30 protein-coding genes and 1 pseudogene are annotated in these 26421 nt (G+C 38.0%); 19 read left to right on the top strand and 12 right to left on the bottom strand.

The annotated features are described in order from the left end of the window. Nucleotides 1-154: 154 nt before the first annotated feature. From J2S17_RS16030 to J2S17_RS16010, 5 genes are all read left to right on the top strand, one after another. Complete coding sequence (locus J2S17_RS16030) at nucleotides 155-1201, top strand: flavin-containing monooxygenase (protein WP_307476527.1); 1047 nt, start codon at nucleotides 155-157, stop codon at nucleotides 1199-1201. Between the two features lie 248 nt (nucleotides 1202-1449). After that, nucleotides 1450-1617 (top strand): hypothetical protein, encoded by a 168-nt coding sequence (locus J2S17_RS16025; RefSeq protein ID WP_307476525.1) that lies wholly within the window; start codon nucleotides 1450-1452, stop codon nucleotides 1615-1617. A 77-nt stretch (nucleotides 1618-1694) separates the two neighbouring features. Further along, entirely contained in the window at nucleotides 1695-2096 is a 402-nt protein-coding gene (locus J2S17_RS16020) for a MarR family winged helix-turn-helix transcriptional regulator (RefSeq protein ID WP_307476523.1), read from the top strand. Nucleotides 2097-2163: 67 nt separating this feature from the next. Further along, nucleotides 2164-3420, top strand: a complete 1257-nt coding sequence (locus J2S17_RS16015) for an MFS transporter (RefSeq protein WP_307476602.1) — start codon at nucleotides 2164-2166, stop codon at nucleotides 3418-3420. 390 nt (nucleotides 3421-3810) lie between these two features. After that, a complete protein-coding gene (locus tag J2S17_RS16010) occupies nucleotides 3811-4095 on the top strand; it encodes a YesK family protein (protein ID WP_307476521.1) in 285 nt (94 codons plus the stop codon). Between the two features lie 88 nt (nucleotides 4096-4183). Here the strand turns inward: J2S17_RS16010 and J2S17_RS16005 are convergent, their stop codons facing one another. Both J2S17_RS16005 and J2S17_RS16000 read right to left on the bottom strand, forming a co-directional pair. Then, nucleotides 4184-4600, bottom strand: coding sequence for a MarR family winged helix-turn-helix transcriptional regulator (locus J2S17_RS16005; RefSeq protein WP_307476520.1), 417 nt, complete (start codon nucleotides 4598-4600; stop codon nucleotides 4184-4186). 349 nt (nucleotides 4601-4949) lie between these two features. After that, nucleotides 4950-5510 carry an MEDS domain-containing protein gene (locus J2S17_RS16000; protein WP_307476518.1) on the bottom strand — a complete coding sequence of 187 codons (561 nt, stop codon included), beginning with the start codon at nucleotides 5508-5510 and terminating at the stop codon, nucleotides 4950-4952. Nucleotides 5511-5795: 285 nt separating this feature from the next. Here J2S17_RS16000 and J2S17_RS15995 point away from each other — a divergent pair, with 285 nt between their 5' ends. Then, nucleotides 5796-5984, top strand: a complete 189-nt coding sequence (locus J2S17_RS15995; RefSeq protein WP_307476516.1) for a hypothetical protein — start codon at nucleotides 5796-5798, stop codon at nucleotides 5982-5984. A 12-nt stretch (nucleotides 5985-5996) separates the two neighbouring features. Further along, on the top strand, nucleotides 5997-6752 hold the full coding sequence (locus J2S17_RS15990) for an AAA family ATPase (RefSeq protein ID WP_307476514.1): 756 nt from the start codon (nucleotides 5997-5999) through the stop codon (nucleotides 6750-6752). A 50-nt stretch (nucleotides 6753-6802) separates the two neighbouring features. On the opposite strand, the gene J2S17_RS15985 is transcribed toward J2S17_RS15990, so the two are convergent. From J2S17_RS15985 to J2S17_RS15975, 3 genes are all read right to left on the bottom strand, one after another. Further along, on the bottom strand, nucleotides 6803-7411 hold the full coding sequence (locus tag J2S17_RS15985) for a DUF3298 and DUF4163 domain-containing protein (RefSeq protein ID WP_307476512.1): 609 nt from the start codon (nucleotides 7409-7411) through the stop codon (nucleotides 6803-6805). A gap of 133 nt (nucleotides 7412-7544) precedes the next feature. Beyond that, the gene (locus J2S17_RS15980) at nucleotides 7545-8048 is read right to left on the bottom strand and encodes an SRPBCC family protein (protein WP_307476510.1); all 504 of its coding nucleotides are present in this window, start codon (nucleotides 8046-8048) and stop codon (nucleotides 7545-7547) included. A 16-nt stretch (nucleotides 8049-8064) separates the two neighbouring features. Next, the gene (locus J2S17_RS15975; protein ID WP_307476509.1) at nucleotides 8065-8391 is read right to left on the bottom strand and encodes an ArsR/SmtB family transcription factor; all 327 of its coding nucleotides are present in this window, start codon (nucleotides 8389-8391) and stop codon (nucleotides 8065-8067) included. Nucleotides 8392-8496: 105 nt separating this feature from the next. Here J2S17_RS15975 and J2S17_RS15970 point away from each other — a divergent pair, with 105 nt between their 5' ends. Then, nucleotides 8497-9231: a class I SAM-dependent methyltransferase gene (locus J2S17_RS15970; RefSeq protein ID WP_307476507.1), complete on the top strand. Its 735-nt coding sequence runs from the start codon at nucleotides 8497-8499 to the stop codon at nucleotides 9229-9231. A 75-nt stretch (nucleotides 9232-9306) separates the two neighbouring features. Further along, nucleotides 9307-11058, top strand: a complete 1752-nt coding sequence (locus J2S17_RS15965) for a helix-turn-helix domain-containing protein (protein WP_307476505.1) — start codon at nucleotides 9307-9309, stop codon at nucleotides 11056-11058. Between the two features lie 84 nt (nucleotides 11059-11142). Here J2S17_RS15965 and J2S17_RS15960 read toward each other — a convergent pair whose 3' ends face one another. Next, a complete protein-coding gene (locus J2S17_RS15960) occupies nucleotides 11143-11541 on the bottom strand; it encodes a hypothetical protein (protein WP_307476503.1) in 399 nt (132 codons plus the stop codon). Nucleotides 11542-11737: 196 nt separating this feature from the next. Between J2S17_RS15960 and J2S17_RS15955 the strand changes: the two are divergent. Continuing rightward, nucleotides 11738-12452 (top strand): annotated as a pseudogene (locus J2S17_RS15955) (class I SAM-dependent methyltransferase). A gap of 191 nt (nucleotides 12453-12643) precedes the next feature. Here J2S17_RS15955 and J2S17_RS15950 read toward each other — a convergent pair. Continuing rightward, nucleotides 12644-13852, bottom strand: coding sequence for a M20 family metallopeptidase (locus J2S17_RS15950; protein ID WP_307476501.1), 1209 nt, complete (start codon nucleotides 13850-13852; stop codon nucleotides 12644-12646). A 90-nt stretch (nucleotides 13853-13942) separates the two neighbouring features. Beyond that, complete coding sequence (locus J2S17_RS15945; RefSeq protein WP_307476499.1) at nucleotides 13943-15484, bottom strand: AbgT family transporter; 1542 nt, start codon at nucleotides 15482-15484, stop codon at nucleotides 13943-13945. 397 nt (nucleotides 15485-15881) lie between these two features. On the opposite strand from J2S17_RS15945, the gene J2S17_RS15940 reads away from it, so the two are divergent. From J2S17_RS15940 to J2S17_RS15930, 3 genes are all read left to right on the top strand, one after another. Further along, on the top strand, nucleotides 15882-16790 hold the full coding sequence (locus J2S17_RS15940) for a phosphotransferase family protein (RefSeq protein ID WP_307476498.1): 909 nt from the start codon (nucleotides 15882-15884) through the stop codon (nucleotides 16788-16790). Between the two features lie 47 nt (nucleotides 16791-16837). Continuing rightward, on the top strand, nucleotides 16838-18046 hold the full coding sequence (locus J2S17_RS15935; protein ID WP_307476496.1) for a serpin family protein: 1209 nt from the start codon (nucleotides 16838-16840) through the stop codon (nucleotides 18044-18046). Between the two features lie 368 nt (nucleotides 18047-18414). Beyond that, a complete protein-coding gene (locus J2S17_RS15930) occupies nucleotides 18415-19041 on the top strand; it encodes a DedA family protein (RefSeq protein WP_307476494.1) in 627 nt (208 codons plus the stop codon). Between the two features lie 122 nt (nucleotides 19042-19163). On the opposite strand, the gene J2S17_RS15925 is transcribed toward J2S17_RS15930, so the two are convergent. Then, nucleotides 19164-20225, bottom strand: a complete 1062-nt coding sequence (locus J2S17_RS15925) for a hypothetical protein (RefSeq protein ID WP_307476493.1) — start codon at nucleotides 20223-20225, stop codon at nucleotides 19164-19166. Between the two features lie 116 nt (nucleotides 20226-20341). On the opposite strand from J2S17_RS15925, the gene J2S17_RS15920 reads away from it, so the two are divergent. Then, nucleotides 20342-20875: a sigma-70 family RNA polymerase sigma factor gene (locus J2S17_RS15920; RefSeq protein WP_307476491.1), complete on the top strand. Its 534-nt coding sequence runs from the start codon at nucleotides 20342-20344 to the stop codon at nucleotides 20873-20875. Next, a complete protein-coding gene (locus tag J2S17_RS15915; RefSeq protein WP_307476489.1) occupies nucleotides 20868-21884 on the top strand; it encodes a DUF4179 domain-containing protein in 1017 nt (338 codons plus the stop codon). The genes J2S17_RS15920 and J2S17_RS15915 overlap by 8 nt, the downstream gene beginning before the upstream one ends. A 34-nt stretch (nucleotides 21885-21918) precedes the next feature. Here the strand turns inward: J2S17_RS15915 and J2S17_RS15910 are convergent, their stop codons facing one another. From J2S17_RS15910 to J2S17_RS15900, 3 genes are all read right to left on the bottom strand, one after another. Continuing rightward, entirely contained in the window at nucleotides 21919-22263 is a 345-nt protein-coding gene (locus tag J2S17_RS15910; protein ID WP_307476488.1) for a hypothetical protein, read from the bottom strand. A gap of 232 nt (nucleotides 22264-22495) precedes the next feature. Further along, on the bottom strand, nucleotides 22496-22696 hold the full coding sequence (locus J2S17_RS15905; RefSeq protein ID WP_307476486.1) for a hypothetical protein: 201 nt from the start codon (nucleotides 22694-22696) through the stop codon (nucleotides 22496-22498). Between the two features lie 217 nt (nucleotides 22697-22913). Then, nucleotides 22914-23066, bottom strand: a complete 153-nt coding sequence (locus tag J2S17_RS15900) for a hypothetical protein (RefSeq protein ID WP_307476484.1) — start codon at nucleotides 23064-23066, stop codon at nucleotides 22914-22916. Between the two features lie 214 nt (nucleotides 23067-23280). On the opposite strand from J2S17_RS15900, the gene J2S17_RS15895 reads away from it, so the two are divergent. The 4 genes from J2S17_RS15895 (at nucleotide 23281) to J2S17_RS15880 (ending at nucleotide 26295) form a co-directional block, all read left to right on the top strand. Continuing rightward, nucleotides 23281-24147 (top strand): R2-like ligand-binding oxidase, encoded by an 867-nt coding sequence (locus tag J2S17_RS15895; protein WP_307476482.1) that lies wholly within the window; start codon nucleotides 23281-23283, stop codon nucleotides 24145-24147. 442 nt (nucleotides 24148-24589) lie between these two features. Next, on the top strand, nucleotides 24590-25255 hold the full coding sequence (locus J2S17_RS15890) for a DUF3885 domain-containing protein (RefSeq protein WP_307476480.1): 666 nt from the start codon (nucleotides 24590-24592) through the stop codon (nucleotides 25253-25255). Nucleotides 25256-25298: 43 nt separating this feature from the next. Then, on the top strand, nucleotides 25299-25865 hold the full coding sequence (locus tag J2S17_RS15885) for a DJ-1/PfpI family protein (protein ID WP_307476478.1): 567 nt from the start codon (nucleotides 25299-25301) through the stop codon (nucleotides 25863-25865). Between the two features lie 100 nt (nucleotides 25866-25965). After that, entirely contained in the window at nucleotides 25966-26295 is a 330-nt protein-coding gene (locus J2S17_RS15880; protein WP_307476475.1) for a DnaJ family domain-containing protein, read from the top strand. Nucleotides 26296-26421 lie beyond the last annotated feature (126 nt).

Here is a 26421-nt window from a genome sequence, read left to right as displayed (position 1 = left end):
GAGACAAAAACGGTGAAAGCTTAAAGAAATTAATGTTTTTATATAAAATCCTATTTACTTTTTTGAAAAATAAAAAATCTCCTTTACTATTTAATTCATTTGGATAATACTTATATTCAAATGAATGTTTGAATGATGTGAAGGGGATGAGTAGATGGAATTCTATGATGTTGTGATCATTGGGGGAGGACAAGCCGGCATTACAATGGGATATTACTTAAAAAAAGAGGGAATTCGTTTCACCATTTTAGATGGTAATGAAAGAGTTGGAGATTCATGGAGGAAGCGATATGAGTCATTGGTGTTATTCACTCCCCGCGAGTATAGCAGTCTACCTGGAATGCAAATGGATGGTTTAATGGATGGATTGCCTACGAAAGACGAAATAGCTGATTATCTGGAGGAGTATGTTCACCATTTTGATATCCCTATTTTACATAATGTAAAAGTAGAAAAATTAGATAAGACCAGAAATGACTGTTTTTATATATTGACAGAGAAGGGGAAAATCGAAGCCAAAAGGGTTATAGTGGCTACTGGTGCATTTCAAAAACCGTATATACCTCTAGTGTTTAAGGATCAAGGAAAAGATATTTTTCAAATCCATTCTTCCAGTTATCGATCACCTAAAGAACTGCCAGGGAAATCCGTGTTAGTGGTAGGAGGGGGAAATTCAGGGGTGCAGATTGCTGTTGAATTAGCTGAAGAGAGAGAAGTAACGATAGCAGTAGGCCATCCATTTAAATTTTTGCCGCTTCGCTTTTTAGGAAGAAGTATATTTAGCTGGTTAGATAAGATTGGTCTTTTATATGGAGGGATTGATAGTAAAAAAGGAAGGTGGTTTCAAAAGCAGAAAGATCCTATATTTGGCGGAGAATTAAAATCATTAATAAAAAACAATAAAGTCAAAATTATGCCTAGAGTCATTAGCATTGAAGGAACCGATATTTTATTTGAAAACAAGAGTAGACAGACATTTGATAGCATAGTTTGGTCAACTGGATTTTCTCCTTTATATGACTGGATATCGATAGATCATGCGATTGCGGCAGATGGAAGGCCTATTCATGAGAGAGGGTTAAGCAATGTTGATGGCTTGTTTTTTATCGGACTGCCTTGGCAATACCAGCGAGGATCTTCCTTAATTTGTGGAGTAGGAATGGATGCAAAGTTTTTAATTCCGTACCTGCTTGAAACTTAGATCAGCCTTACAGTCAATAGCGAGAAGGAAAGGGATGATAAGATTGTTAGGTATGGACAGAAAAGGTCCAAAGGATATTATCATATTTGTAATCTCAGCATTAGCCATTATCGCTGCATTTCTTCGTTTACACCTAAGGATTCTTTAGAATTATATCAGTCTATCCACTTTACTGATGATATTTCAGAGTTAGATAGGATTATGCTCAAAGGCATGAGGCTAATTTTAATAAGGAGGATTATGGGTTTTTGAGTGAACTTGACAACCAGCCACAAAGTATTTCTCAATATACCTTATTTGAATATGAGGATAAGACCTATCTTATAAAGACAACAGAGGAGTTAGGGAGGTTAAAAGTAATGAACGTTGAAGAATTGCCGGAGGAAATCAGAAATTATTTTCTTAAATTAGAATAATAAATATTGCAGACCTAAGAATACGGGTATATACTCGTATTAAGAATGAATCACTTTTATAAGGAGAAGGTCTATCTATGAATCAAGCTTGTTATTGTATTCCGTTTAGAACGGCTGCTCGAAAGGTGAGTGCTCTTTATAATCAAGCGCTAGAGCCTGTGGGTGTAAACATAGCTCAATTTAGTATGTTGCGCAAAATTAGAAAGGCAAAGGAAATTTCGATTACTGAACTTGGCAAAGTGTGTGAATTAGATCGATCAACTGCAGGACGAAATGTGAGAGTGTTGGAGAAAATGGGCTTAGTACAATTTATTAAAGGTGAAGACCATAGAGAGACAACGGTTTCGCTTAGTGAAAATGGACATCAAACGCTTGAAGATGGGGAATTGCTGTGGGAGAAGTCGCAAGTGGAAGTGGAAAATAAATTAGGCGGGCCAGAAAAGGCACAGGATTTTTTAGAATTATTAAAAAGTCTTTAAATATAAATAAAGAGATACTTTTTTGTTCAAAAAGGGTATATACCCGTAAATGGAAGGTATGAGGTTCATGCGGCGTCTCCATTACAGCTGGATTGTGCTGATTATTGTTTTCTTTTCGATTATTGTTGCAGGGATTACGCGATCCTCTTCAGGGGTGTTCATTATTCCGTTTGAAGCGGACTTTGGGTGGGAACGATCAAAGATTTCCTTGGCAATAGCTATCAGCTTATTTATATATGGAATATCGGGCCCGTTTATGGGAGCGATTGTCCAAATCATCGGCATAAAAAGGATGATGCTTCTGTCCATGGGAACCTTGATGGCTGGTCTGGCTTTCACGTTCTTGATGAGTGAAACCTGGCATTTGATTTTAATATGGGGAATCATTATTGGTCTAGGTTCCAGTTTGTTTTTAACCGTATTAAGCCCAATTATCGCAAATAAATGGTTTGTGAAGCGCAGAGGATTAGCAGTTGGCATATTAACGGCTAGTACTGCGACAGGACAGCTTGTATTACTGCCAGTACTTGCTTACATCATTGATCGATACAATTGGCAGTATGCGGTAGCGATGATTTTATTTCTAAGCGCAGTTAGTTTCATTATTTTGTTTTTCTTAATGAAGGAATCGCCAATGGCAATTGGAACCATGCCATATGGGGAAGTTAAAGATACCATGGAATCGAAAGCAGTTAAATCAGGCAACAACCCTTTCATTATTGCATTTACAGCATTAGGTGAAGCAATCAAAGCGAAGGAGTTTTGGCTTTTGGCAGGCAGCTTCTTTGTCTGCGGTCTTTCCACCAGCGGACTGATAGGTACTCATTTTGTATCATATTGTGTAGGGTTTGGCATCGCAGTGGTTACGGCTGCTTCCATGCTTTCATTTATGGGGATTTTTGATTTGGTGGGGACGACTTTATCAGGCTGGCTTTCGGATCGAATCGATAATCGCTGGCTGCTCTTTTGGTATTACTCATTAAGAGGATTATCGCTGTTATTACTGCCTTTTGCTTTATATGAAGGCTCTTATGTTTTACTGATTATTTTCAGCATTTTTTACGGGATGGATTGGATCGCTACTGTGCCGCCAACGATCAATATAACGCGGAATATTTTTGGATTAGAGAAAAGCGTGATTATTTATGGTTGGATCTTCGCTGCCCATCAAGCCGGTGCTGCCGTAGCTGCCTTTGGCGGGGGGATTATTTTTGAGAGATTCGCTTCCTATACATACGCTTTTATAGGAGCAGGTGTGCTCTGCTTTGTGGCTAGTTTATTTGTGATTATTATTAAAAAGGAGAAAGGTATAGCAGCGAACTGAGGCAGATCATCGCATGATTTAATGAACTCCATTTGAAAAATGTTCCATTTCATTATATAGTGGAAATGAATATTTTCCAGATAGTGTGTGATTTGTTCATAGTAAAAGTAGTTGTGGCGGCCATCTTTTTGATTATTAATCTATTAGTCTTTTTTCTTTCTAAAGATAGTCAACAAAGAATGCAAGGTCGGGCCAAATTATGTTGCCTATTTCATCTTTTGTTTTTAATCATATACTGCAGATAATTTTGATGATGGGAGCTTTTGTACATCGATTGTTGCCATTTTTTGAGGTGTTTTTTATTTTTTCAATGGTTTCTTTGGGTTTCAGCATAGTGTTGCAGACTTATTCACTACCAAGCAGTTTATTTTATTGTGATGGAGGCGAATCATGTTCATTTATTATGTGTTTCTGTATTTGCCCATCCTTCTTGCTGTTTTATGTTCATGGGGGATTGTTTTAGCCGTTAGATACAATAGTAAACATTATATATATCCATTGGCTTTATTAAATGCAGGCGTAATCGTCCATTATATTGGATTGATGGCAATCGGCGGTTTCGAAGGTATGGGTGTGAGTATGATAGCTGCTCTTATAGTGGTTATCAGTATTGTTTGTATCATTATTATGTGGATTACAGATAGGGTTAAGATAAAAAAGCAGCACACTCTTTAGAAAAATAAACATTAGAATGGGATTTATCGCAAGGTTTTATATAAAAACTGAAACATCCCATTCTTCTTACAATTTAAATGCGGAAAAATCATGAAAGATTATCATACATTTTTTCCATTTGAGCTTTTAGCTTGATACGTTCCTCGGTTGAAATGCCCTCTAGTAGCAGCTGAGTTTGATTCATCCAGATATTCACTACAGGCTCATATAGGGCTCTACCTTTTTCGGTTATATATACTCTGCTTATGCGCCCATCAGATTTGTCGCGTTTCCTCGTCAGTATTCCTCTTCCTTCAAGCTTCTTCACCATATTGGTTACAGTTGGCGGTTCACATTTGAGCTTTTCGCTTAATTGTACTTGTGTTATACCGTCTTCTTGCCATAGTTGGCAAAGGAGTTGATCCTGTCCTACATATAAATCCAACTCACGGAGTAAATCTGCATAGTTGCGCCGCATTTGCGCAGTTATTTTATGGAGTAGCTCGCGAATTTCTTCCTCTACCATATATACACTGCCTTCCTTATTACCTGTTAATCATATGGAATTTATTTTTACATGTCATGGGTTGGTTGTAAAGAGAAACCGCTTTTAGGATGTAAGAATCGGATAAAAACGATAGGAAAGACAGTCTGCTCCATATTTTTTTTCTTGTTATTAAATGTGTTCCTTTTATGTAAAAGGAAATTCTTTTGCCCTCACATTAATTTTTTTTTGAATTCTGTAGGAATTCATTTGCTGAAGAGAGAATAAGATTATTCATATTCTACAGTGAGGTGTTTTTTGAGCAGAAATAACAAGCGAGCTATGAAGCATTCTCCCATAAGGAAAACAGCTTATTTATATGGGCATTAAGCTAGCTTCCTTCATATAACGTGGAAGGAATATTGTTTTCCTCATACAACGTATAGCCATGTGATCTCATTAGTGAGGTATGGAGCGATGGTGGAACTCTGTCTTGATCATATGCACAGACTAAGCAGAGTCCTTGCTCAATCACTAACTTATCGGCATCCTGTTCAAATTGTTCAAGGATGTTGAAAATGTCTTTTTGCTCACCCCATTCAACATGTGCCCATGTTTGGAAGGGAATTTTCTTTTCAAAGAAAGGTGTAACAATCTTTGTGAGATAGGCAAATATCGCTGGTGGGTGGAAACTGCCTGTAGAGAAGTAATAATCATAGTTATTTATGAAATGAATGGTTTTTAATTGTTCTTCATTAAGTAAGGGGGCCAGTTTTTCAAGGACTAACCCGTAAATTCTATCATTCTCAATCAAGAGTGTATGTCTGTCCTGTTCGATACTGGAAAGTATGTATGAAACACAATTTTCAACATAACTGTCTAGCTCCGAGATATTATAAAAAACATGAACGCCCTTGTTATGCTTTGTTAATTCTATGAACTGATTCTTCATCTTCTTATACCTCACGATTCATGTATTCTATGTGATTATTAATTATATCATTTAGGAATGTATTTTATATAAGACAAAAATGAGGAATCCGAGTTTAGTATTTATCGGCTTATTATAGGGCGGCGACAACCATCCAATGAGTAAATTGCACGGCGCTATTAACGAAAGGACCGTAAGCAGTAACAATTGAATCAGCAAGGGAGAAGAGATATCCGAAGAAGAAAAGGAATATCCTAAATCAAAAAAGATCAATGTACTCTAAAAATGAGATTAGGAGTGTACAAAGTGGATCAATCGATTAATTTACTTAAACTTATATTGATTTGTTCTGTTGCTGGTGTTGTGATTAGATTGTATGAAATGAGTCACAGCACTTCCCCTATCTTGTCCATTCATAATATTGATATTTTTATTCTTTTTGGTCTTATTTTTATTAGCGGGAAGGGCATATTTAAACCTAAACCGCGTTCGTGAGGAGAATGCTAATTGAAGCTAATGTCAGATACACAGTTTATTAGAAAAGTCGAGTTGAAAAGGGAGTTAATTCCATCTTTTGAAGCGTTTCCGTTTCATCTTCCAGTGATGAGGAATTTTGAAGAGCTTAGCTTGCATCCAAATGTTACTTATATCATTGGGGAAAATGGTATGGGAAAGTCAACCTTGCTGGAAGGAGTGGCTATTGCTTTAGGATTTAACCCTGAAGGCGGTACGCTGAACTTTAATTTCTCTAATTATGATTCACATAGTCCATTAGACCAATATCTCCGAATTATCAAGGGCTTTGATAGGCCAAGTGATCATTTTTTCTTTAGGGCTGAAACCTATTATAATCTTGCTACGAATATAGAGGAGCTAGATAGAGAGCTGTCAACTGCGCCGAAAATCATTGATTCATTTGGTGGAAAATCGTTGCATGAGCAATCTCATGGGGAAGCTTTTTTTGCCGCTTTTATGAACAGATTTACCGGACATGGTCTATATATTCTTGATGAACCTGAAGCGGCACTGTCGCCACTTAGACAAATGTCAATGTTAGCGAGAATCAATGAGCTGGTTCACTTAGGTTCACAGTTTATCATATCAACCCACTCACCGATTATTATGGCTTATCCTGAGGCGAAAATGATGCAGCTTTCTGAGGAAGGTATGGAGCAGGTAAATCTTGAAGAAACAAGTCATTACTCGATGATGAAGCAGTTTTTTGAAAATAAGGACAGGCTGCTTCATCATTTATTTAAATAGCATGAGAGCGAAGTCAGGATTCTTTCTTCGCCCTTTGATTATTATCAGTTTTACATTAATTTGCCGAGTGGCCCATCTTCTTTGATGGTATCTTGCAATGAATAGATAGAAATGGGGAAATAGATAGTGCCGTAAACATACGGAAGCAGCTCGTACACATCAAAATAGATTACAAGCGTTTTATCTGCTACATAAAATGGCTGGGTTGCCGATATGCCTGGGTACGGAGCTAAGAGATTGTCTTTTAAGTTTCGTTCTGCGATCTGTGCTTGGATTAGGATGTTCAGCTTTTCAGTATAATTGCTTCCTTCTTTGAACAAATCTTTTAAGTTATAGGATTTTCCGCTAAAGATATCAAATGTCAATCCTTTTTCCAGCGTAATGCCATGCGCCCCTCCTGAGTAGGAGTAAATCGTCATAGTCAGGCTCAATATCCCTTGCTGGTTATTCTTTAAATCAAATCCTCCAGTGAGCGTCGATTCAGGCTGTCCATAGCCTTGGTCGTGCATAAACTTCCAAAGTGTTTTATTAATTTTCTTGTTCATTCGTGCCTGTGCTTGCGGCGGGGTCCAAGCATACACTTCCGGCTCGAATACATCTGTTTTAGGCAGTTGAATATGTTTAGGTTTAATACCTGCAGGAAATAAAGACTGGTTCATCTCAATCCCTCCTCTTGCTTAACTTATGATGTGTTGAGGGATGATATGATTGTGGTATATGGAGAGAGAATTTATTTATTGGCCATTAAAAAAACCACCATTGTTTAAAACGCTCAATGGTGGATAGGGTGCTTTAGTCTTCTTTTGCTGCTTCTAAATGAATTTCAAGACAATCCCATGATTCTGTTAACCCAGCGACTACGCCCATTTCCATGATTTTGTTCAATTCATCTTCAGACTCAAATTGTGTCCGGCATATTAGATTTGTTTTTCCATCATATTCTTTGAAGCTTAAAGTAATCATCATCTCGGGCATATTAGCGATTGTGTTCTCATCCTTATCAGAGAATGCATCAATATAGACAATTCGCTCAGGTTCAACGATCTCTTTATAAGTTGATTTTCCCCAAGACTCGTGTCCATCGGTCGAACGCATACAGTAATGCCAAACTCCTTCAGGAAAAAGCTCCATTCTGTAATTGGTTGTTGTCCACCCTTTTGGACCCCACCAGTTAGCTAAATGAGTGGAATCAGAAAAAGCTTTAAACACAAGCTCCCTTGGTGCATTGAATACTCGTTCTATAATGAGGTCTCTGCCTTCAACTCTGGATAAGGTTTCATTAAAAGATTTCTTCATTTTTTTCCTCCTTAGATTAGTGATCCTTCTCTTCCTTACTTTGTAATTGGAGCAAATAATCATCCAGCTGATTGAATCTCTCTTCCCAAAGGTAGCGAAAGGAATCGAGCCAATCATCTAACTCTTTAAAGGCTTCTTGATGAAGATGGTACACTCTGCGGTTGGCTATTGGTTGTACATGGACAATTCCTGCATCACTTAAAACACGTAAATGCTTGGAAACCTGAGGCTGCCGAAGTCCAGTTTTTTCAACGAGTTCACCAACTGTATGTGGTCCGTTGCGTAAAATTTCAACAATGTGTAAACGATTTTGTTCTGAAAGTGCACTCAATATTGACTTCATAATCACAATATATCACAAAAAGGAATATTCCTATCAAGGAATATTTTAGTGTTTATTTTTTAGATTCTGAAAATGGTAAGATAGTTACACGAGGGGGAGAGAGAATTGAAGCAAAATATCTATGACAATCCAACTTTCTTTAAAGGATATACAGAGCTACGTGATAGTGGTATTACTTATAATGATTTTTTGGAACAACCTGCAATGAAAGAAGCAATATCAAACCTGGAAGGAAAGACGATTCTTGATCTTGGCTGCGGAATGGGCGGGCTATCGAAATATTGTGCAGCTAATGGCGCAAAAAAAGTAATGGGTGTGGATATTTCGGGGAAAATGATCGAGCGAGCTGAGAAGGACAACCGTCATGAGAACATTCAATATCTTTGTCAGCCGATAGAAGAATTACAGTTGCCTAGCGAGTCATTCGATCTCATCATTAGTTCATTAGCTGTACATTATATAAAGGACTATTCTGCACTTGTTGCAACGGTTTATCACTTATTGAAAAAAGGCGGCAAGTTTGTTTTCACTACCGAGCATCCGATTACTACAGCAAATAAGGAAATGAACGGTTGGATAACTAATGAAGAAGGTCAAAGGCTCCACTGGCCAGTTGACGATTATCATGAAGAAGGACTAAGGAAAGACCATTGGTATGTGGATGGAGTCATTAAGTATCATCGCACGATTTCCTCGTTAATCAATACACTAATCAGTTCTGGATTTACTTTGGAAAAAGTCGTTGAACCTCTTCCAACAACTGAAGGCTTAAAAGAAATGCCTAGAATTATCCATGAGAACCGTAAGCCGTCTTTCATTTTGATTCAATCTAGCAAATGATGGGTTGGAAAATAAAATAATTCGTATTTGGTCAGTTATAATAAAAGAAAAGCTGGTGCGATTGAGGTGTGACCTTTGTACAACGATAATAATATAGAGCGCAGACTAAATACGTTCATACAGGTTTCTAAAAATATTACCTCAAATGAAAGCTTGAAGGAGCTTATTCAAGAAATCATTGAAGAAGTAATTGAGTCAATTGAAAAAGCAGATGCAGGGTTTCTAATACTGTGGAATGAGGAAAAAGAGTACTTAGAGATTGAAGCAGCTGTAAATTTTAAAGAAGAAATGTATTTATGTAATAAGCTCCTTAAAGGAGAGGGCATCAGTGGTTCGGTTTTTGCGGATGGTCAAAGTCGATTGATCAATTCTGTAGATAATATTGAAAAAGCGATGTCTAATATGAGAAATAAAACACTCCAGTATTATTTGAAATCTACAGTCCATGCTTTAATGCCTATAAGTTGTTTGTCCGTTCCTCTCACACATCAAAATCAGAAAATCGGTGTACTGACGATAGATAACTTCAAAAATGAAGGCTTTTTCACTAAAGAGGATTTACGTTTCCTTGAAGCGATAGGCAACCAAATTGCTATTACTATTGTAAATGCACGCGCTTTTCAAGAAAAACAACAGAGAGCCATACAACTAGAAACCATTCTCCATCTTCATAACCAATTAAATGAGGCGGTCTTAAATGGCAAAGGAATGCAATCCCTTGTCGAGAGCTTGGCCACGAATGTTGAAGGCAGCATCTATTATTTTGATTCTTTATGCCGATTAGAGGTCTCTTATCAACCCTCGAAAGAAAACATTCCACTTTTGATAAAGTGGCTTAAGGGGCATATGAAAGAGCTGAGATCTCAACAGTTGCACAGTATCTTTAATGAGCAAATATTCATAGGACAAGCGCTTTCTGTCAGGTCATCGTTTGGTACGATCGGTTTTCTTGTCATCACAGGAAAGGTGGCTACGCTTGATACAGTAGGTGAACTCGGCTTTAAGCACGCAGCTTCTATTATTGCTATTGAGCAGATTAAACTCCAGGAGCAAATCAAGCATAGACAAGCAGAAAAAGAGTTATTATTAACTGAAATTTTAAATAGAAACTTCACCTCAGACGTACAGGCATCATTGAAAAAGTACGGAATGATTACTGCCAAAAACTATGTGTTTCTCGCAATAAAAAGTGCTCATCATTTATTTGAGGATATCAATCAAATGGTTTCGTTTGAAGAGTTACTAAAGCGTATCTTCGGTAAGAAATATTATGTAATGACTTTTCCGCATAATGATAAGATTTACCTTTTACTCGGTACAAAGGAATCCATGAACGATAAGCTTGATGAAATAAAGATGTTCGGAAGCAGGCTCCAATCAATTTACAACGACGCTCATATCTATATTGGCCGCACTGTTCAATCTCTTCGACATATTCCAATTTCCTTTCATGATGTGAAAATGATGGCAGATGGACAGTTTAAGGATGGAGGGAAGAAAGGGAAGATCTTTACTTTTCGTTTCTTAGGATATAAACGTTACTTATTAAATGTGCCAGATGAAGAAGGAGCTCACTTTGTAGAAAACATACTGGGACCCATCCTTTATCAATCCAATCGGACAGGAAAAAACGACCTTCTTTATACATTGAAAATCTATTTGGATTTTAATAAAAATACCGTACAAACCGCAGAGGCCATGCATCTCCATCCAAATACAGTCTACTATCGCCTACAACAATTACAGGAGAAGCTTGATTGTGACTTCGATAATTTAGAGGATTTAACTAATTTAAAGACCGCTTTGTTTTTACATGAAAAAAAATAAAATGGCCCGATGTACGTGGCTTTTATTCCATTTGTTGATAAATTAGAAACAGCAGGCGAATTTGCCTGCTGTTCCTTTTGAATATTAATAACCGAAATAATGATAGTCATAGTCATATTCATGTCTAGGTCCACCAGGTCCAGGACCATGTCCAGGTCCGCCGGGTCCATGTCCAGATCCACCCGGCCAATGCCCAGACCCGCCTTGCCAATGTCCAGATCCACCCGGCCAATGCCCAGACCCGCCTTGCCAATGTCCAGATCCACCCGGCCAATGCCCAGACCCGCCTTGCCAATGTCCAGATCCACCTGGCCAATGCCCAGACCCGCCTTGCCAATGTCCAGATCCACCTGGCCAATATCCATGCCCAGGACCCCACCAGCCAGATCCTCCGCCATATGCCCCACCGGTTCCTGGGTAATTTACATAACCAGGTGCTCCAAAGCCACGCGGTAAATAATTAGCTTGTATTTGTCTTTCCACTTAATCTCCTCCTCAAATGATACAGGTTAGTGTATGTGAGGAGGAGCTTATGGGTGAATGACTAAACCGAGTTGAATTTCTATCGCTTTATAATGAATCAAGAGATGTTGAGAATGGTAAGAAGGAGATAGCTAGCCTTCCTAAAGTGATTAAATCATTTTTGGAGGCTATCTTATATAAAGGAGATTGGAAAATAATGAAACAAAATAAATATGAAGAGCAAGCTTCTTTTCGGCAAACGAAAAAATGCCGAGTTCTATAAAAGGAGGAGCGGGCGAATGGCAGGTATTGAAAGCTTTAATCTCTGAGTTGGACAATAAACATGTACTTGATTTACGTTGTGGATTTGGCTGGCATTGCCGATATGCCCGTGAACAAGAAACAGGTAAGGTCATTGGGGTAGATATATCTGATAAAATGCTTCAAGTGGCACGTGGAAAAACACATGGCCCACAGATTTCATACATGAGGATGCCGATTGAAGATATTGAAATTGAAAATGACCAGTTGATGTAGTCATCAGTTCATTGGCTTTTCATTATATTAATTCATTCGATGAGCTCTGTAAAAAAGTCTATGATTGTTTAAAGAAGGGTGGCACTTTTGTTTTTTCTGTTGAGCATCCGATGTTTACTTCACAAGACGGGCACTATAACGAACATGGTGTATGACTTCGTTGGCCTGTTGATCAGTATCAATTCGAAGGACTCCGAACAACCAAGATTCTCACTGAAAATGTCATAAAATATCATCGAACATTTTCAACTTATGTAAATGATTTATTAAAAGTGGGCTTTTGAATTAAGGCTGCAGAAGAACCGATGCCTTCTGAAGAGATGTTAGCAAGTAACCCTGAAATGAAAGCCGAAATGCGCAGACCGATGTTTTTGATATTTTCTGTTGAAAAATAAATCATCACCCAATGTGGGGATATTTTTCGAGGAGAAAACGTATTAAACATGGCGGGAGGGATTTAAATGCCCTTCGTCGCAGAAAAAAGATGCCCTATAATTAAACACACACAAAAATAAGACCCTCCCACTCATTTGCGAGCTGGAGGGTCATTCGTTAGGATATATTTTTACATTCAGAAAAGAATGTCTTAGTTAGTGATGCTTTGTTCCTGCGTCTGCCCAGATTCTTTCTCCAGGAAGCTGATCGCAGCTGATCCTAATGTTTTTGCTGCGATGAGAAGAGAGCGCTCATCGATGTTGAAGCGTGGATGGTGGTGCGGATATACGACATCCCATTCAGGATCCATTGCACCGGTAAAGAAGAACGCTCCTTTTACATGTTGGAGGTAGTAAGCAAAATCCTCTCCTCCCATGAGTGGATCACATTCGACTACTGCCTGCACCTCTTCTATGTTCTTGGCAGTTTCGGCAATAAAGGCTGTTTCTGCTTCATGGTTAACAACAGGAGGGTATCCTCGCTTATATACATATTCATATGAAGCATCCATCAGCAGGCATGAAGATTTTAAAACATTTTCTAATTCTTTTTCGATTAAATCGCGTGCTTCTTCATCAAATGTACGTGCTGTTCCAATCAATGTAGCAGTATCGGCGATTACATTGAATGGATTCAATGCTTCAAAATGGCCGACAGATACGACAGCTGGATGGAGTGGATTCACTCTTCTGGAAACGATTTGTTGAGCGCTCGCTACAAATTGAGAACCGATCATTACCGCATCCTTGGTTAAATGAGGTTCAGAACCGTGCCCTCCTTTACCCTGGATCTTAATATTGAATTGATCGGCAGCAGCCATAATTGGACCAGATTTCAATTGGATTGTGCCAACAGGGAAGGTTGACCAGATATGTGTGCCAAAAATGACATCAACACCTTCTAAGCAGCCATCTTCGATCATAGAAATCGCGCCACCTGGTGCAATTTCTTCTGCAAACTGATGGATGAAGACAATGGTTCCAGCAATCTCATCCTGAATCTTGTTCAGTGCTTTTGCGAGAACAAGTAAGGTAGCTGTATGACCGTCATGACCGCAAGCATGCATCGCACCATCTACTTTAGATTTATATGGGATATCGTTTTCCTCTTGAATCGCAAGCGCATCAAAATCTGCACGTAACGCAACCGTTTGACCAGGCTTACCTCCGCGCAGTGTGGCAACGACACCGCGGCCGCCCACACCCGTTCTAACCTCATGACCAAGCTTTTGATGATATTCAGCAATATAAGCTGGCGTTTTTACTTCATGGTAAGAAATCTCAGGATTTTCATGAAGATAGCGACGGATTGAAATCATTTCTGGTTCGAATTCTTTTAATAGAGTAAATAGATTTTCCATGTTGAAGCCTCATTTCAATAAAAGATTTTTTGTTTGAAAAAACAGTTCTTCGGCGCCATTGGCTTTATATCGCACGCTGCGCCTCGTAGTCTATAAGAAGATATTGTCTCCAGGGCCGACTGGTATTCCAAGTAAATACCAGATTGAGAAAAGGATAATCCAGCCAATTGCAAAGAAAATAGAGTATGGAAGTAAGGCAGAGACCAATGTACCAATACCGATAGATTTATCATGCTTTCTTGCAAATGAAAGCAGAATAGCAAAGTAAGCAAGCATCGGTGTGATTGGGTTTGTAATCGAATCTCCTACTCTATATGCCATTTGTGTAAACGCAGGACTGTAGCCTAAGTACATAAACATCGGTACGAAAATAGTTGCGAGCAATGCCCATTTTGCCGAAGCGCTTGCTATTAATAAATTGATAAAAGCACAAATGATAATAAAACCAATAAGCATTGGCAAGCCAGTGAAATTCATTGCTTGCAATAGTTCTGCTCCTTTAATAGCGAGGATCGGACCGATATTACTCCAGTTGAAGAAAGCTATCATCTGGGCAGCGACAAATGCGAGCACGATAAATGGAGCTAGGTCAGCAATGGATTTAAACATTTTGTCGGCAACGTCTTTATCATTTTTGATTCTCTTAGCGCCAATTCCGAATGCGATGGCAGGCAATAAGAATAAAAACAGCATAATAGGTACGATGCCAGACATGAATGGAGAATTAATGAATGAGCCTGTTTCTGCATCACGTAACCAGCCATTTTCAGGAATAACCATAATTAGCAGAATGGCGACATAAGCGGCTAATGTAATGCCTGCATAACGAAGGCCTCGTTTTTCATCTGTAGTAATTTCTTCAATCTTTTCAATATTTCCTTCGAACTTTCCAAAGCGAGGTTCAACAAATTTCACAGTGACCCAAGTGGCAATCCCTACTAATAGGAAGGTTGATACAATGAGAAAATAATAGTTCATTGTTGGGTTGCCGATATATTCGGGGTCAACCATTCTTGCTGCTTGTTCTGTAATACCTGCCAGCAAAACATCCAGTGAATTTAAAAGGATGTTGGCACTAAATCCGCCACCAACCGCTGCATAGGTAGCTATGAGTCCGACTAGCGGGCTTCTGCCAAGACTCATGAAGATCATCGCAGCAATTGGAGGGAAGACGATAAATGCTGCATCAGCTGCCACACCGCCAACAATCGCAGTAAACAGGATGACAGGAAGAATGAGATTTTTTGGTGCACTTAACACGGACTTTTTCATTACAAGCTGGACTAAGCCGGTAGATTCTGCAACACCTACTCCAAGCATAGTAACGACAACTAATCCAAGTGGTGCAAAGGAAGTGAAGTTTCCTACCATATTCGTTAAAATTTGAACAATTCCTTCACGATTCAATAAATTCACTGCTTCAATCGTATTTCCTGAAGCAGGGTCTTTGGCAGAAACCCCTATGAGAGAAAGAAAATAAGATAAAACTAAAATAATAGCTGACATAATGATAAAAAGAGTGACTGGGTCAGGGAGCTTATTACCAGCACGCTCAATCACATCAAGAAAACGGTCAGATATTTTCTTCTTTTGTGGTCCTGGATTTTGATGTTGTTTAGCAAGAACGCTCATTGCAAACCTCCTATTATAGTAACATTAAATTTTTTAACTTTTTAAAAATCATACGGGTGATTATTTTTAAATTCTATGGAGACAAACACAAAGATTTTTATTATTTTTGTAGTCTGGCACAAAAATCGACATATTTTGACTTCTTTTAATACTGTAAAATCGGCTCTTGGCGCATGTTTTTTCAAGATGATGTTATATCGCGTTAATATAGTAAAGAATTTAATTGGCAGCAGTGTAGCCATATTGAAACCTTCCGAAAAAGTAGCAATATTCAACAAATGGGGGGTGTAATCCAATTTATTGTAAGAAAATCATCTCACCTTTGCCGATAAATAAAGGAAGAAAAAGAAACTCATAGAATATGTCATAAGACAAAAATAGAAAAAGGGATGAACAGATGAAATTAACACCAGAAATGATAAAACAACTTTCAACTGACATTGAGTCTGTATTAGTAGAAAAACTGAATTGGCAGGTTCAGCACCTTTCTTTTGCTGCAAACGGTGTAATTAATGCTGTTTTTCGTGTGAAGGAGAAAGAACTTGGAGAGGTAGCTCTCCGCATACCCTGGATACCAAGGGAAAATAGAATGGATGGAGAAGATAGCAGTGTTCTTTCATTAAAGAAGGAAGCCATGATTGCTCAACATTGCTATCAATTCGGAATCCCGGTGCCAAAAATCCATCAAGTATATCTGAGTGAGGATATAAATTTCTTAGTTTCTGATTTTATTCACGGGGATGAAGAGCCAATTTCTTCATTTGAAATGGGAGAGCTTGTTGCAAGAATTCATCGGGTGCCTTTAGAGGGCTTCAAGCTCGTGGATCAAAAGGATAGTAGACTAAGCGATATCATTTCACAGAGACTTGTATCGCGTATGCATATACTAAGAACTTTAATAAATGAGGACATACATACTCCTGCATCGGAGGATATAGCGCAGATACTTGAACAATCAAGCACAGGCCAAGTTCTATTGCATCTTGATGTGCGTCCGCCAAATATGATAGGGATAAAAGGGAAAATTAAAGCGCTTTTCGATTGGGATAACGCCTTTATTGGGGATCCAATTATGGAGTTAATGCGAGTTTCGGAGTCTTGTGAGATAGATGAGCAAGAATTTATAAGAGGGTATGGAGATAAGCGTTTGTTAGAAACGAGTTCACTCATACAGGCAGTTTATCGTTTAGATACGGCTTTGATGTTGACCATCTTATTCACCAGCTTTGTACACAATCCTATGAAAAAGAAATATTACCTTGGTCGTGTTCGAACACTTCTTCAAGTCGTACGGAAGCATATGTAACTTTTTCGCATTAAAACAGTCTATTACTACGAAGGCGGTGATGATTGTTGAAAAAGTGGATATTTTCGTTAATATTTTTAAGTTTGTTGATAAGCGGATGTGGAACAAAAGAGAACGGTGGAAGTGAGCCCATAAATGTGAGTTATGAAAAAGAGGACTATAAAAAAATCCTTTCAGCTAACAATCAGCTAGGGATGGATCTAATTTCCGAGCTGGATAGGGATGAAGCAGGCAACATATTTATTTCTCCTATGAGTTTGATGATGGCATTATCGATGCTTTATAATGGGGCGGACGGCGCAACAAAGGATGAAATCGCTCAAGTGCTCCATACAAATAAGATGGATGTGAAAGAACTGAACGAAGCAAATGCCTCCTTACTTGCAAAACTGAATAAAGAAACAGACCTTATAGAGTTGAATATTGCCAATTCAATGTGGATCGATAAAAAGTATGAGTTCCAAACGGACTTTGCTGAAACGAACAAGGGATACCTTAATGCGGAGATTCAAGAAATAGAATCAGCCGACATCATTAATAATTGGGTGAAGAAAGCTACCAATAATAAAATTGAAGAAATGGTTGAGGATCCATTAAACCCTGATTTAGCGGCAATCTTACTGAATGCTATCTATTTTAAGGGTGAATGGAAATATGAATTTGAAAAAAATGAAACAAAAGACGGAGACTTTACGTTAAATAATGGAGAGACAAAAAAAGTTCCTTTTATGAAAATGAAAGAAAAGCTGGCTTATATGGAAAATAATGATTTTCAAGCGGTTTCTCTACCTTATGGTGACGGCGAAATGAGTATGAAGGTTTTCCTTCCTAATGAGAATACTAGCATGGGAGAATTTGAGCAGATGCTCTCAACTAAAAATTGGGAAAAGTGGAATAGTGAATTCTCCGAAAGCGAAGGGACAGTTGTTTTACCAAAATTCGAGTTGGAATATGAGGCGAATTTAAACGAAGCATTGCAAAACCTAGGAATGCCTTCAGCTTTTTCCTCTGAAGCAGACTTGTCCAAGGTAATAAAAAACGATGGAGATTTCGCGGTTAGCGATATTAAGCAAAAGACGTTTATAGAAGTGAATGAGAAAGGTACAGAAGCTGCAGCCGCAACATCTGTCGAAATCGTAAAAATGTCATTGGTTGAACAGCCATTCTATATGGACGTAAACCGGCCATTTTTTATGGCTATTACTGATGATGAAACTGGAATGATTCTCTTTATGGGGTCAATTGCTCATCTATGAAAAATTTAATATTTAGAAACCTTTCACGAGAGATAGACGTATATATTCTTGAATCTATCCTACTTGAGCGAGGTGCATGGTATGGCGCTTATAAAAGAAAGAGGAACGCAATAAAGAAAACGGATCATCTTGGGATTCATTCTGGGATATATTTATATACCAGAGTTAATCATACTTCCGTTTAGGCTTGTCTTTTTTCTCCTAAGAAAATTAGTCAGGCTATTTGACTGGAAGTAAACGGTATTTGCTACTCAACAATAGATTCTGCTTTCCTTTTCCTGTCTTTTTCTTTAATATGAAGATGTCTGTGTTTAATCTAAAAATCGATCAAGAAGCGAAACTGCATAGTTGAAAAAGGCAGGGATAAAATGGAACAACTAATAATGGAAATAATCAATTGGTTTAAAGATTTATCATATTTAGGTATTTTCTTAGCGCTTTGCATTGAGTTTATACCGGCTGAAGTCGTGCTGCCGCTTGCGGGATTCTGGGTATCTGAAGGTGATATGCTGCTTTGGGGTGTTGTCCTTGCCGGGTCTTTAGGAGGGGTAGCTGGTCCGCTAACCTTGTATTGGCTAGGAAGATACGGCGGCCGTCCCTTCCTGGAGAAATACGGGAAGTACTTTTTTATCAGTCATGAGAGTTTAAATAAGGCAGATGCATTTTTTGAGAAGCATGGTGCATTCGTCGCCTTTAGTGCCCGATTCTTACCTGGAGTCAGAACGATTATCTCCGTCCCTTGCGGCATGGCAAAAATGAACCCTTGGATTTTCTCCCTTTACACATTTTTAGCAATGGCACCAATCACTTTTTTCTACGTATACCTTGGAGTCAAACTAGGTGAAAACTGGCAGGACGTAAAAGGGATTCTAAACGATTATATGCTTCCCGTTGGTATCCTGCTCGTGGTAATCTTTGTGGTCTATCAGTTAATCAGAAGGAAAAGAAATAAAGATAAAAGCGAATCAATTTCAGATTTTATGTCAAAAAAATAAGCTTGTCCATGTCCACGAGAAGTAAACCTCGTGGGCTTTTTTTGTAGATGACTTTTAATCAGGTTCTTATAGGCGGATTAGAACAACAAAGAGCCAAAATCAACTAAATCATGTTCTAAAAATCAGATTAGAACAAGAAAATCGAGCAAATCATGTTCTAATAATCGGATTAGAACATGAAAAGAGCGAAAATCGAGCAAATCATGTTCTAATAATCCGATTAGAACATGAAAAGAGCCAAAATCGAGCAAATCATGTTCTAATAATCGGATTAGAACAAGAAAAGAGCCAAAATCGACCGAACCATGTTCTAATAATCGGATTAGAACAAGAAAAGAGCGAAAATCGAGCAAATCATGTTCTAAAAATCGGATTAGAACAAGAAAAGAGCCAAAATCGGCCCAACCCTGTTCTAATAATCGGATTAGAACAAGAAAAGAGCGAAAATCGACCCAATCATGTTCTAATAATCCGGTTAGAACAAGAAAAGAGCGAAAATCGGCCCAACCCTGTTCTAATAATCGGATTAGAACAAGAAAAGAGCGAAAATCGAGCAAATCATGTTCTAATAATTGGATTAGAACATGAAAAGTGCGAAAATCGAGCAAATCATGTTCTAATAATCGGATTAGAACATGAAAAGAGCGAAAATCGACCCAATCATGTTCTAATAATCGGATTAGAACATGAAAAGAGCGAAAATCGACCCAATCATGTTCTAATAATCCGATTAGAACATGAAAAGAGCGAAAATCGAGCAAATCATGTTCTAAAAATCGGATTAGAACAAGAAAAGAGCCAAAATGGACCCAACCCTGTTCTAATAATCGGATTAGAACAAGAAAAGAGCGAAAATCGAGCAAATCCTGTTCTAATAATCGGATTAGAACAAGAAAAGAGCGAAAATCGGCCCAACCCTGTTCTAATAATCGGATTAGAACAAGAAAAGAGCGAAAATCGGCCCAACCATGTTCTAATAATCCGATTAGAACAAGAAAAGAGCCAAAATCGACCGAACCATGTTCTAATAATCGGATTAGAACAAGAAAAGAGCCAAAATGGACCCAATCATGTTCTAAAAATCGGATTAGAACATGAAAAGAGCGAAAATCGAGCAAATCCTGTTCTAATAATCGGATTAGAACAAGAAAAGAGCGAAAATCAACTAAATCATGTTCTATCAACTAAACCAAGCTTTTAAATTACATAGAATTCATCACAGCATTTAAATAAGAGGAATTTTTTGCAACGTTTATCCTTCCTCAATCGACTTAAGTATGAAAAGGAGGGGGGAATCAAAATGGAGATTGAAAAGCTCGTGAAAAAAGCTAAAAAGGGCGATGATGAAGCATTTGAACAATTGATTAGTACTGTTCGTCACAAATTATATAGAACAGCCTATTCTTATGTTAGAAATGAACAGGATGCCCTCGATATTTACCAAGAAACGATATACAAAGCGTACACTTCTTTAAAGACCCTAAAAAAACCTGAGAGCTTTCAAAGCTGGATTATAAAGATTCTTGTTTTTAAGTCCATTGATTTTATAAGAAAAGAGTCTCGTCATTTTCCGACGGATGATGAAAGGGTTTTTTCTAAGTTAATTTCAAGTGAAAATGTTGATTTAAGCGCTCTTTCTATGGATCTGTCTGAAGCATTTAAATTCTTGGATGCCAAATCCAAAACGATTATTTTGTTGAGGTATTATCATGATTTATCCATTAAGGAAATTGCCCACATCATGAATTCACCTGAGGGAACAGTCAAATCTCAATTAAATAGAGCGCAAAAAGGGCTTAGACCGATTCTAAAGGAGGGTTATTTTTATGAATAAAGAAAAGTTGAACCATTCTATGGAGAACATTGAGATACCGGTTGATAAACTAGTAGCGAGGGAGAGGGCAGCTATGGCCCAAGGGAAAAAGAGAAGTAAAATCACAAAAATTACCAAGCATTCTGCCCTGGTTGCATGCGGATTATGCATTACCTTGCTTGGCTCCGGATTTGTGTCCACAGGCATGGCGGCAGGGCTATCCAATCTTCCATTCATCGGGCCTATTTATGCGGAATTTCGCGATATTGCTTCAGACCAGATTCAAAAAGATCAATTAGCAACGCCTATAGATATACAAGATAGTCAGAATGGCATAACAATGACAGTAAAGGAAGCTATTTATGATGGAGGACGATTGGTAGTAACGGTAGAGTACACTGGTGAAAATGATCTTTCACTTGAAGAGGGAAGAGTCGGGAAAAATGAAGTCACTATTAATGGACAGCCAATTGAGGAAGTGATGGGTACTAAAGCACAAGATCCTATTGAACCGAATAAAATCATTGAATACCACCAATTTACGCTGGCGAATAATGATCAGGATAACGATAAAATTAATGTTGCAGTTCATGGTGAAGATTTATTTGGCTATAAGGGAAATTGGCAAGTAAACTTCCCGCTTGAAAAATTAGATGGAAATATAGAAACAGTATTGCCAGGTGTCACTGCTGAAACCAGTGACAAAAAATATGCGATAACAGCTGAAAAAGTAATATTTTCGCCTTTGTCAACAAGGATAGATTTAAGAGTAGATTATCCTGCGGTTATGGATGAAAATGATACATGGCCATGGTTCGATTTTACTGTGGTAGATGATAAAGGCAAAGTTTATGATGGAATAAAGCTCCAGGCTGGCATGGCAGGGAATTTCGGACACGAGATGGTGTTGGAATTGCCGCCTATGGACTCTGCTCCACATTCACTCACTCTTAAACCAGCTGATATAAATAAAGAAGGCTATCGAGAAGAAATTAGCGAATTAAAATTAGAGATTCCTTTCTCACACTAAAGCAAAAAGAGCTGCGAATATGTTCGCAGCTCTTTCATTCATGCCAGACGGATAAATAATCGACGGTTGAGATGACATTTAGAGATTTTTCCTCTTTTACATAAGCCGCCCATTCACCTTGTCTTTCTTTCATTTCCCAGCCATCGAGCTTTAGACGCAGACGATAGGTAAGAGGGAGACCATCTTTTTGTTCTTGTGACGCCGCCCACCAATCAGGTTCATAGAAAGCCTCTTTCTGCTTAGTAATCTTTGCATCTCTAGGGATTGGAAATCCATATAGATCATCAGCGGATTCATATCGGAAAAGAATCATACCAATGAAGGCGATGCTAAAGATAAGAAGAATCGATATCGGGATGAGAAACGCTTTTTTGGTCATGACAATGGTCCTTTGCAGTTTACTTTTTTAGACTGATATTTGATTGAATAGGTTACGTATTATATAAAAATCCCTTATTAGCCACCATCATAATGACAACCGTCCCATCATTTATCAAAAAAAGGAAAATGGGGAAGGGAAGAGGAGGCTACATGCAGAATTAGAAAATTAGAGCATAGTGCTTCGTCTTTCCAATCTCGCCAAATGCGGGTGAACGCCTTATCGAATACATTTAATTCTTCGTATCTTGTCTCATTTTTGTATATATTAAACCTATTACTCCAACTATTAATAAACTAGCAAATACAAGAAGAGCAGGTAAAGATAAGTTCTCCCAATTAGAATTAACTGCATTATTTGTCATAATAGGAACACCAAATATACCTACGAGGGTAAGGGAAAGGTAGTACCTGTATTTTTCCTTTTTTTCCAATTAAACACACACCTTATCCAAAAAAATACAATAAATCCATTTAATATATATTATCATAAATAGAAAAAATTACAAATTATAGTGTGAATTGTCAAAATGTTTGATAAACTAAGCAGCAAGGTGCCTATGCCTTGCCCAGCAGCTGATGGTTTGATATACACGCTTACTTCAGCTACACCAGAATAAACAGGGCGCTTTGATAGGGAGACAATGCTGCCTAGCCTAATATTTCTGGACCAGACCTCGCAACGAGACGGCATACTTGATTCCATACTTGCCATGTAGGCGCCGCTGCTTCAAAAGTGACATTCCAGGTTGCTATACCGTCCATATAAATTTGGCTCACTTGTTCCCAGTCCTCTTTTACCATGAAGTCAACCTGAAGTCTTTTTATAAACGAATATCTCCTTATATACTGATTGGTTGTAGATTAAATTATTTTTGTATAGATATTAGAATGTAAAATCAGCGATTGAACAGCTTCGTAAATTGTTATTTGGAAAACTAGTGAATCTCCAGGAATATTATCTCATTATTTTAATATTATTAAATAAAATGATATAAGAAATTTAGGAGGAATGTATATGAGATATTATGCGTCTACTAGTGAACGAGGAATTAATCGAGAGTCATTACCATTTAAGCTTTATGAAAAAGCGAAGAAGTTTGGCACTTGGGATCCAAGGAATATTGACTTTAGTAGAGACAAGGCAGATTGGGAGTCCTTATCGGGTGAGCAGCGGGAATCACTGCTTACGCTCATTTCTTTCTTTTATAGTGCTGAGGAAGCTGTCACCAAAGATGTTCTTCCATTAATCTATGCGATATCAAAGACTGGTCAATTTGAAGAAGAGATGTATTTAACCACCTTTTTATTTGAGGAGGCGAAGCATACGGATTTCTTTAGCCTGCTATTACAAAAAATAGGTGTGCAGGGCGAATTGAATTCATTGCATACTCCTGCATATCGAAAATTATTTGATGAGATACTCCCTGAGACAATGGAGCGTTTATTGAAGGATCAGTCACCTAAGGCTATTGCGGGTGCAGCAGTTGTTTATAATATGTTTACTGAAGGGATTCTCGCGGAAAGTGGATACTGGACGTTCTATCAAAATCTCGTAAATATCAATAAAATGCCTGGCTTACTCGAGGGAATAACCAATATTAAAAGAGACGAATCACGGCATATTGGTTTTGGAACCTTCTTATTACAGCGCCTCATTTCTGAGGATGCAAGCATGCTTGAATATGTGTTAGGCAAATTACAAGAATTGATGCCATTGGCCCTTCAAATCAGCGAAGCTCCTGAGGAAGTGAACCCATTTGGCGTAGCAGTGGCGGGTAATCATGCCTTTATGCAGAAGCAATTGAATGCTAGAATTGAAGTGTTAAAAAGAGCAAAAGGCAAAACGTTAGAGGAAATTTATAAAATAGATGTAGTTTTTTAGATGGTGGGTAGATTGAAAAACCGACGATAGATTTAAATCATAGATGTTTCACCATAATGCTGACTCTTTTGAGAGTTTCGAACGATATATATTTATATATGGTTTTTGCATGTAGGCAAATTTAGTATGGTAGGGGTTTTTCGAAGCTTACCGCGGGGCTAGCAGTTTCGTCGCTACGCGTCTATCTCGCTTCTTCCGCAGGAGCTGAGAGGCTGCTTCTCCAAATCCACAGAAGTTTGCTTATTTTTACTTTTATGGTTTCCAATAGGTTGAATTTCGACTTATCGACACCATTTTCTTTAAACAAGAATGCTGATTTAACAGCATTCTTGTTTTTTTATTGGCTTCTCTTTTTGCTGATTTCACCCTTTGGGGACAGCCTCTTTATTGTCTCCGCTTGAAACAACGGGGATAATATTGGAAAATAAGGTGAGGTGAAAGTATGATAAGTGTGGAAGAGTTTTTAGAAGACAATTTTTCAGGTATAAGGCTTGAAGGAAGCTTATATGGTCAAGCTGAAATAGGGATTCATTTCGAATTAGCGCAAGATTTCTATCAACTCAACGATGATGGGACATTAAATAAAGAAATGTTTAAAGTGGTTTACTCAGAGGTTCTGGCTATTTTTCATGCTCTTTTTTCAGAAGAGGATAAAATTCTTCTGGTAGCACAGGTATATAAGAAAGAAGGCGGAAAACATAAACGTCTAAAAGTATTTAATCGTCGCCTTAAAAATTGGAAATTGAAATATAGAATAGAAGCGAGTACCTTACCTGATTTGACAGAAGAGGGAGAAACGATACAAAGGTTCAGTTTGACATGTAAAAAACAGGATTTACGCTACATACAAATAATACAGGCGGCATGTCATGAGGATTTTCATAAGCTCACTCCAGCATTTGGCAGGGAGTATCGATACCCTGATGTTTTTTTCATGAATGTCAGCAAAAAGCTGATTTTCTTCATATATGATGATCGAGGATGTGAAGTGGTTGCTGCAGATGGGGGTACACTTCTGCCAGTTTACGAGAATTTTAAGAAATTAGTTGGAGAATATGATCGTGAGAGGATTAAGCGTGTGCTTTTGAAGTCTAGATTTGATCATTAGTGGTCTCAATAGATTATCAATTTTTTTGAAAAAGGGAGAGAATATGTTGAAAGTACTATTCTTAGCATATCCACAGTATGCTGACTTTGAAATCGGTCATGTGCTGTTTCTATTAAGAAAAGTCGGGAAGGCTGAGATTGTAACAGTTACGGTGAATGGTCTCCCTGTTGAAAGCATTGGTGGATTAAAGGTTCATGCAGAGACTAAACTCACTGAAATCAAGGTCAATGAATTTGACCTTATCCTTATTTCAGGTGGGGATGGCATTGGTGAAATGATAGACGAAGAGAGTGTTAGCCAAGTATTGCAAGCGGCTGTGAAACAGTCGATTCCGATTGCTTCAATTTGTGCTTCTGCTGTTTTGCTTGGTAAAGCTGGATTATTGAAAGGGAAGTCATTCACTTGCCTGGCTCATACATATGAAAGAAATCATCACCTTTTTGAAGGGGCTACCTATACTGGAGAGAATATTCTGGTCGAGAACAACATCATTACAGCAAAGGGAACTGCCTTTGCAGAATTTGCCACGGCCACATGTCAGCTATTGGACCTCTTTCCGACGAAAGACCAATATCATTCTTGGTTAAACTTTTGTAGGGGAAATAATTGAAATGTCACAAAATTCTCAATATTAATTACCTATTTTTGGATAATTATATGATAAGATTAAATTAGGTAAGTGTAATTAATCATTGGGGAGGAATCATGCTATGACTGAGAAATACAATGATTTGATAGGTGAAATTTTAAAGAACTCGGATACGAAGGATTTACCAGGCAAGGGAAAGCCGCTTCCAAACAATTATTATCAACAGGATATATTTCAAAACTTCCAAAAGATTGCGAAGGATGCAGGTTTTTTGCCACCTTGGCTTGAGCTTCAAAAAGAGATATCCCAATTGGTTCATCAAGCAAAAGAAAAAGAGGATATGAATAAAATCAATAAAAAAATTAAGGATTATAATAAGATATGCCCATTTTCGATGCAGCGGTACCCTATAAGCTTTGAAGGGTTAGAGAAGGCGAAGGAAATTTGGTAAGCATGTGTGATATTGAGTTCCTTTTCGATTGTACGAAACACCAAAAAATAAGAAAAAAACCTTAACAAAATTTCTAATAAGCACTTTTACCACAGACCTTCATACGAGTTTTTATGATAAGTGGAT

The organism is Cytobacillus purgationiresistens (assembly GCF_030813235.1).
GTDB lineage: Bacteria > Bacillota > Bacilli > Bacillales > Cytobacillaceae > Cytobacillus > Cytobacillus purgationiresistens.
This window is presented reverse-complemented; position numbering and strand designations above follow the sequence as displayed.